Raw genomic sequence first — 6,925 nt, 5'->3', positions numbered from 1 at the left:
ATTTAACAATCACACCAGGGTCTGGAATATTGAATCTAAAACAAGCATCTCTTAACGATAAAAACTCTTTATCAATTGTCTGTAAGACTTCTAACTTGAAAGTTGCTGAATAGCTCCTGTTATTCCTAGGTAATAACTCTTTTTTCCCTTGGGCTTTGTAAAAACCAACCCATTTACGAATGTTAGATTCATTTAGACCTTTTTGTTTAGAAACAGCTGCTGCTGAATAGTGTGATTCTAAAACTAATTTTACACATTCAAGTTTAAATGCATAATCATACTTGACTTTTCTGCCCATAAAAATACCCCCAAATAGTGTCTAACTTTTTGGGGGCAGTGTAATATTGTGAAGGTTTTTTATATCTATTACTTCTATAAATTACCCATTCATAGAAATTAAAAATTCATCGTTATTTTTAGAAACTCTTATTCTATCATTAATAAATGTCATTGCCTCAACAGGATTCATATCTGCTAAATATTTACGCAACACCCACATACGTTGTACTGTTTTCTCATCTAATAATAAATCATCACGACGTGTACTTGATTTAATTAAATCAATTGCTGGGTAAATTCTACGATTAGAAATATTACGATCTAACTGTAATTCCATGTTACCAGTACCTTTAAATTCTTCAAAGATTACTTCATCCATTTTAGAACCTGTTTCAGTAAGCGCAGTTGCAATAATCGTTAACGAACCTCCGTTTTCAATATTACGAGCCGCTCCAAAGAAACGCTTTGGCTTATGTAATGCATTTGCATCAATACCTCCTGATAATATTTTACCTGATGCTGGCGCAACGGTGTTATAAGCTCGTGCTAAACGAGTAATTGAATCTAATAAAATTACTACATCATGACCACATTCTACTAAACGTTTTGCTTTTTCCAAAACGATATTTGCAACACGTACATGTTTATCTGCTGGCTCATCAAAAGTAGATGCAACTACTTCACCACGAACATTACGTTTCATATCGGTAACCTCCTCAGGTCTTTCATCAATTAATAAAACAATTTGATACACCTCAGGATGATTTGCTGCTATAGCATTAGCAACATCCTTTAGTAACATTGTTTTACCTGTTTTAGGCTGCGCCACAATCATACCACGCTGACCTTTACCTATAGGTGAAAAGATATCAATTATTCTAGTTGATAATGAGCTTCCTCTCTCAGCCAAGTTGAATTTCTCTTCAGCAAACAACGGTGTTAAATGCTCAAATGACACACGATCACGAACAATATTTGGGTTTAATCCATTTATTTTCGATACCCTAATTAGAGGGAAGTACTTTTCTCCTTCTTTTGGCGGACGTACATTACCTAAAACAGTATCTCCTGTTTTTAATCCAAAAAGTTTTATTTGCGATTGAGATACATAAATATCATCTGGTGATGATAAATAATTATAATCTGATGAACGTAAAAAACCATATCCATCAGGCATCATCTCTAGCACACCTTCACTTTCAATAATTCCATCAAATTCAAAGTCAGGGTCTCTATATTTATTCCCTGTTTTATTACGTGACTTATTTGTGTTTTGATTTTTATGCTGTGGTTTATTATTGTTAGAATGTTGAGGTTTTTTCGCCTCAACTTCCTTTCTTGGTCTTGGAACTTGCTTTTTAGCCTCAACCTCTTCTCTCGGAGTTGGCACTTGTTTTTTAGCTTCTACCTCTTTTCTTGGTCTTGGTCTAGGTTTTGGCTTTGGCTTTTTAACCTCAACCGGTTGTTCTTTTTCTTCAACAACTTGTTTTTCACCCCCAGTTTTAGTTTCTTGAGATTTCTTAACAACTTCAACCTCTTTCTTTACAACCTTTTCAACGACTTCAGTCTTTTCAGCTTTAACCTTCAGTTTATCAACAACCTCCACTTCTGGTTGCTTTTTAGCTTCCTCAGTTTTTGTTATTCTTTTTCTTTTAGTTTTTTCTTCAATAGGTTTAGCTTCATTAGCACTAGACTCAGCTTGTGCATCTAAAATTTTATAAACTAAATCTAATTTTTTTAACTGACTAACTTTTGTTAAACCTATGGTTTTTGCAATTGCTTGTAAGTCTGTTAATTTTTTAGTTTTTAATTCCGAAATCTCGAACATTCGTAAAAATAATTAAGTTATGTCATTCTTTATAAATAAAGAATTTTAATTGTATTAAGTTTTTTGTGATTCTAATTATATAGGGGCTATATAATTACTACTCGTGCAGTTACTTATTCTACAAATATATACAAATATTTTAACTTGTAATATTTCTTTTTAAAAAAAGAAATATTACATTTGCTATCCAATAAAGAACATGATACAAAGAAAACAATCTATTTATTTATTTATTGCAGTAATTATTTCTGCTGGTCTACCTTTTATTTTTAGTATTTGGACAAGCTCACAGAATAATACACCAATATTTATTGTAGATTTGCTTTCAGGAGTTTCTCTTACAGAAAAAACAACTCCTATATTATTTTTTATTTCAGCTTTACTATCTTTTGTAACTATATTCTTATTTAAAAATCGTCAGTTACAATTTGTCTTAGGGCGATTAAACATATTGATAAACCTTTTTTTATTAGGAATATTGATATATCTATCACAAACATTACCTGGAGAAGCTTTAGTTTCAGAGAAAGGTATTGGGATGTTTTTACCTATCATTGTTATTTTGCTGTTAGTTTTAGCAAATAAAGCAATCAAGAAGGATGAAGATCTTGTAAAATCTGTAGATAGATTACGATAAACCTAACATCTTAGTATATTTAGTGCGAAAAAACCGAGATTCTTATCTCGGTTTTCTATTTTTGTAATACACCCAATTACTAGGTTATCAACCACTAAACGTTAAGGAAATGTTAAAGGAAATAGGGATAACCCTATTTCCTTAGGGTTATCCCTAAAGCGTGATTAGGGGTATTGGGTATTGTATACATTTCTTTTATACTATAAATTTGTAAACGTTAAGACACATGAATAAGAAGATAAAAGTTCACATAGCCGATGATCATAAAATCTTAATAGATGGAGTTATCGCCTTATTAAACACTGAAGATTGCTTTGAAATTGAAGGCTATTCTTTAACAGGAAAGCAAGTTGTAGATTGGTCTACTAAAAACAAAGCAGACGTATTAGTACTTGATATAAACATGCCAGAAATGGATGGTATAGAAGTTTTAAAAACGTTTAAACAGCGTAATTTAAAAATTAAGACAATTATACTTTCTAGTTTAAGTGACCCTAAATTAGTACAAGAAATGATACTATTAGGAGCCAATGGTTTTGTAGATAAAGCTTGTGCTAGTGACCATATAATAGATGCTATAAAACACGTTCATGTCGGAACACAATATTTTAGTGACGATATAAAAAGTAAGTTATTAGAACTATATGTTACCGATGCAAAAACAGAAGATACTGAACTTACTCATGGAGATTTAACAGAAAGAGAAGTTGAAGTTTTAAAACAAATAGCCTTAGAAAAAAGCTCTAGTGAAATAGCTAAACATTTATTAGTAAGCATAAAAACGGTTGAAACTTACCGAAAAAGTTTATATAAAAAATTAAAAGTAAAAAACGTAGTAGGTTTGGCGATGTACGCTGTAAAAAACAATATAATATAAAGTATAGAACCCTTCAAAAACAGTTTTCTTTACCCCTCGTAATTTAAGAGAAAACGTCCCCCGTAATCTATACATTATTAAAAGTACATCGCTAATAACTACTAAATAAAATATTTAAATATTTAAAAAATAGCGATGTACGTGTTAGAAATAACATTAATAGATTCTTTAATTTTGTTCTCATAGTCCTTATAATTATAATAGTCCCCCGACACTATTCTATTAAGTGCATCGCTTTTATTCTTTTATTAAAAACTTAAAAAACTTAAATCATGTATAAAATAGCCCCTTTTTTTCTATTATTGACTATCGTTTTTACATCATGTTCTTCTAACCAAGTAGAAACACTTAGTAATCCGCAAGAAAAACTATTACAATCATACACCCTTAAAAGAGATGCTAACGGAGCATATTCAATTGATTTTAACACTACAAATAATACAGATGTAGTTACTGTTAAAAATACGAACAAATCAAATGACATTATTTTATCTAAAGTAAATCATAAAACAGCAAGTAATCATAGTAACAAATTCTCCATAGAAAACAATCAATTAAAAATTGGTTTTCTAGATGAAAATAAAGGAAAAAGGACAAGAATATCTATTGAAGATAATAATATTACATTAGCAAAAAAAGGTGTTACTGAGTTTTTAAATTCATATAGTATAACAGCAAATGAAGATGGTACGTTTTTACTTCATTTTGAAGTAAATGACAATGTTACTGCATCATTTACTTACAATGAAGATATTGACACATATGAAGTTCATCTATATAAGGGGCAAGCGAAACAAAAAGATTTTTCGAGAACTCTTAATCTTAAAAGTAACAATTTATTAAAACTAGATTTTGTTAACCATAAATATTTTGGAAGAAATATTGAAACTACAGAAATAAGAAGACCAAGACAAATAATTGAAGAGATTTATTAAGTAATACGATGCGTAAACCTATATTATTTATTTTTATGACTTTTTTAGCAATAAAAGTTACTTTTACACAAAACAATAATCTAGATAAAAATACTATTAATGAACTCAATATATCTAGATTTAAACTTATAAAAAATCTTTATAATAATAAAGAGTATTCTTTATCTCTTAAGAAAGCTTTAGTTCTTGTTAATTCTTGTAAACAAAATAACATAAATGATATATCTATTTTGACTAATGATTTGATTGGTGATATTTTTAAAGAAAATCGTAATTATCAAAAATCATTGGCTTATTATAAAGAATCATTAAAACTATACAAAAACTATAAAAAACCTCTCGACAAGAAAATTAGTGCTTTTTTCAAATCAAAAAAAGATTCAAGTTACATTAATTTACTATTTAAAATAGGTTCTTCTTTTCACAACCTTAACAAAAATGACAGCGCTAAATATTATTACGATAAAATAATCAACTTTAATACTATTAACAACCATCAAAAACTAATAAAGGCTAAAGCTTTTAACAATCTTTCAAATCTTTATTATTACACTAAAGAAAATGATTTTGTTTTAGCTGAAAAATATGCCCTCAAAGCAATTGAAATTAAGAGAAAAACAGGGAACAAAGCATCTGAAGCTGCTTCAATTGCTAGTCTAGCTAATGTTTATTTAGAGCAAAAAATGTATGAAAAATCTAGACAATACTATTTAAAAGCAATTTCTTTAATTGAAAAAAATGATGATATAAAATCGCTAAAATTTAAAGAAGTTTTTTACGAAAATATTTCTTGGGCTATGTATAATCAGAAAAAATATCAAGCTTATAATTATTTAGATAAATCTTTCAACATCAGAGATAGTATTAGAGAAGCAGAGATTAAAGATATTTTAATGAAAATTGAAAATCAACATGAGGAAAATTTAGAACAACAAAAAACAATATTAATTAAAAAGAAAGTAGAACTCGAAAAAGTACAACAAGCAAAAACTTCTATCCTTTTCGGAGCCTTAAGTTTATTAGTTATAATTATATCAGGTGTAATAGTTTACAACTATAAATTACGTCAAAAAAATCTACAATTAAAGCTATCAGAAAACAACTTACTTCAGCAACAAAGTATCGAAAAAATAAAATCAGATGCACATACAAAAATACTAAATGCCACTATAGACGGTAAAGAATCTGAAAGAAAACAAATAGCAGAAACTTTACATGATAATGTTAGTGCATTATTATCATCTGCAAACATGCATTTAAGCGCTACAAAAAAACAATTTAAAGATAATGCTCCTTTAGAAATTGAAAAAACGCAAGCTATAATATTAGAAGCTTCCCAAAAGGTTAGAGACTTATCCCACAATCTTATCTCTTCTATTTTATTAAAATTCGGTTTAGAATACGCTTTAAAGGATGCAGCTAAAAAATACTCAAATAGCCAACTAAACTTTAAAGTCTCTGCATATAATATAAATAGATACAATCAAGAGTTTGAGATAAAAATATTTAACATTATTCAAGAGCTTGCTAACAACATTTTAAAACATAGCAAAGCTAATTATGCACAAATAACCATTAAACAAGAAAAGAATCAACTAACCATTCTTGTTAATGATGATGGGGTAGGTTTTTCAACCTCATCATCTTCTATAAACGATGGTATTGGATTAAATCAGATAGAAGCTAGACTTAAAATGATGGAAGGAAAACTTTCTATAAACTCAAAGAAGAACAAAGGCACTAAAATTTCTATTATTATCCCTATTCAAGAACAAAAACCATTTAAACTATCATCGGTGAGCTAACTCTATTACCTCCATGTTAGTAATTTCACCTTTATTTAATTCAAAACGAAGCATTGTTCTTATTTTATGAAACCCGTGCTTCCCAGCAGCCCCTGGATTTAAATGAAGTAATTTAAATTTATCATCATATTGCACTTTTAGTATATGAGAATGACCACTAATAAAAATTTTTGGTGAGTTGTTTTTTAACTCTTCTCTCACTCTTGGTTTATAAGCATTCGGGTAGCCACCAATATGAGTAATCCAAACCGAAACACCTTCAACCATAAATTTATTATCTAAAGGAAATTCCGCCCTAGCATCTTTATCATCAATATTTCCATAAACTGCACGTAAGGTTTTATACTCTTTAAGAGTGTCAGTAACTTTTAAATCACCAATATCTCCAGCATGCCAAACCTCATCTGACTGTTTTACAAATTTTAATATTTGATCATCAATAAAACTATGTGTATCTGAAAGAAGTAGTATTTTTTTCATCAATGCAAAACTAATAAAATAGTCATTAAAAATTAGCTCGACAATATAACATTATGGATCTAAAAACGGGGGAATTGAAATAAG

The 6,925-nt window shown here is 28.9% G+C and carries 7 protein-coding genes; 4 read left to right on the top strand and 3 right to left on the bottom strand.

What is annotated here, in order from left to right; translation table 11 throughout:
* Positions 1 to 298: transposase (locus H518_RS0108495; RefSeq protein WP_028888659.1), on the bottom strand; the 298-nt coding region annotated here is incomplete at its 3' end.
* Positions 299 to 379: 81 nt separating this feature from the next.
* Positions 380 to 2,107 carry a transcription termination factor Rho gene (rho, locus tag H518_RS0108490; RefSeq protein ID WP_028888658.1) on the bottom strand — a complete coding sequence of 576 codons (1,728 nt, stop codon included), beginning with the start codon at positions 2,105 to 2,107 and terminating at the stop codon, positions 380 to 382.
* 199 nt (positions 2,108 to 2,306) lie between these two features.
* Between rho and H518_RS0108485 the strand changes: the two genes are divergently transcribed.
* The 4 genes from H518_RS0108485 to H518_RS0108470 all read left to right on the top strand — a co-directional run bounded on the left by H518_RS0108485 (position 2,307) and on the right by H518_RS0108470 (position 6,361).
* Entirely contained in the window at positions 2,307 to 2,744 is a 438-nt protein-coding gene (locus H518_RS0108485; RefSeq protein WP_028888657.1) for a DUF4293 domain-containing protein, read from the top strand.
* A gap of 226 nt (positions 2,745 to 2,970) precedes the next feature.
* Positions 2,971 to 3,621, top strand: a complete 651-nt coding sequence (locus H518_RS0108480) for a response regulator transcription factor (protein ID WP_028888656.1) — start codon at positions 2,971 to 2,973, stop codon at positions 3,619 to 3,621.
* 272 nt (positions 3,622 to 3,893) lie between these two features.
* A complete protein-coding gene (locus tag H518_RS0108475) occupies positions 3,894 to 4,556 on the top strand; it encodes a hypothetical protein (protein WP_028888655.1) in 663 nt (220 codons plus the stop codon).
* Positions 4,557 to 4,564: 8 nt separating this feature from the next.
* Complete coding sequence (locus H518_RS0108470) at positions 4,565 to 6,361, top strand: tetratricopeptide repeat-containing sensor histidine kinase (protein ID WP_028888654.1); 1,797 nt, start codon at positions 4,565 to 4,567, stop codon at positions 6,359 to 6,361.
* On the opposite strand, the gene H518_RS0108465 is transcribed toward H518_RS0108470, so the two are convergent.
* Entirely contained in the window at positions 6,347 to 6,841 is a 495-nt protein-coding gene (locus H518_RS0108465) for a metallophosphoesterase family protein (protein WP_028888653.1), read from the bottom strand. The genes H518_RS0108470 and H518_RS0108465 overlap by 15 nt on opposite strands.
* Between the last annotated feature and the right edge of the window lie 84 nt (positions 6,842 to 6,925).

It is taken from the genome of Tenacibaculum ovolyticum DSM 18103 (assembly GCF_000430545.1).
GTDB classification, from domain to species: Bacteria; Bacteroidota; Bacteroidia; order Flavobacteriales; family Flavobacteriaceae; genus Polaribacter; species Polaribacter ovolyticus.
This window is presented reverse-complemented; position numbering and strand designations above follow the sequence as displayed.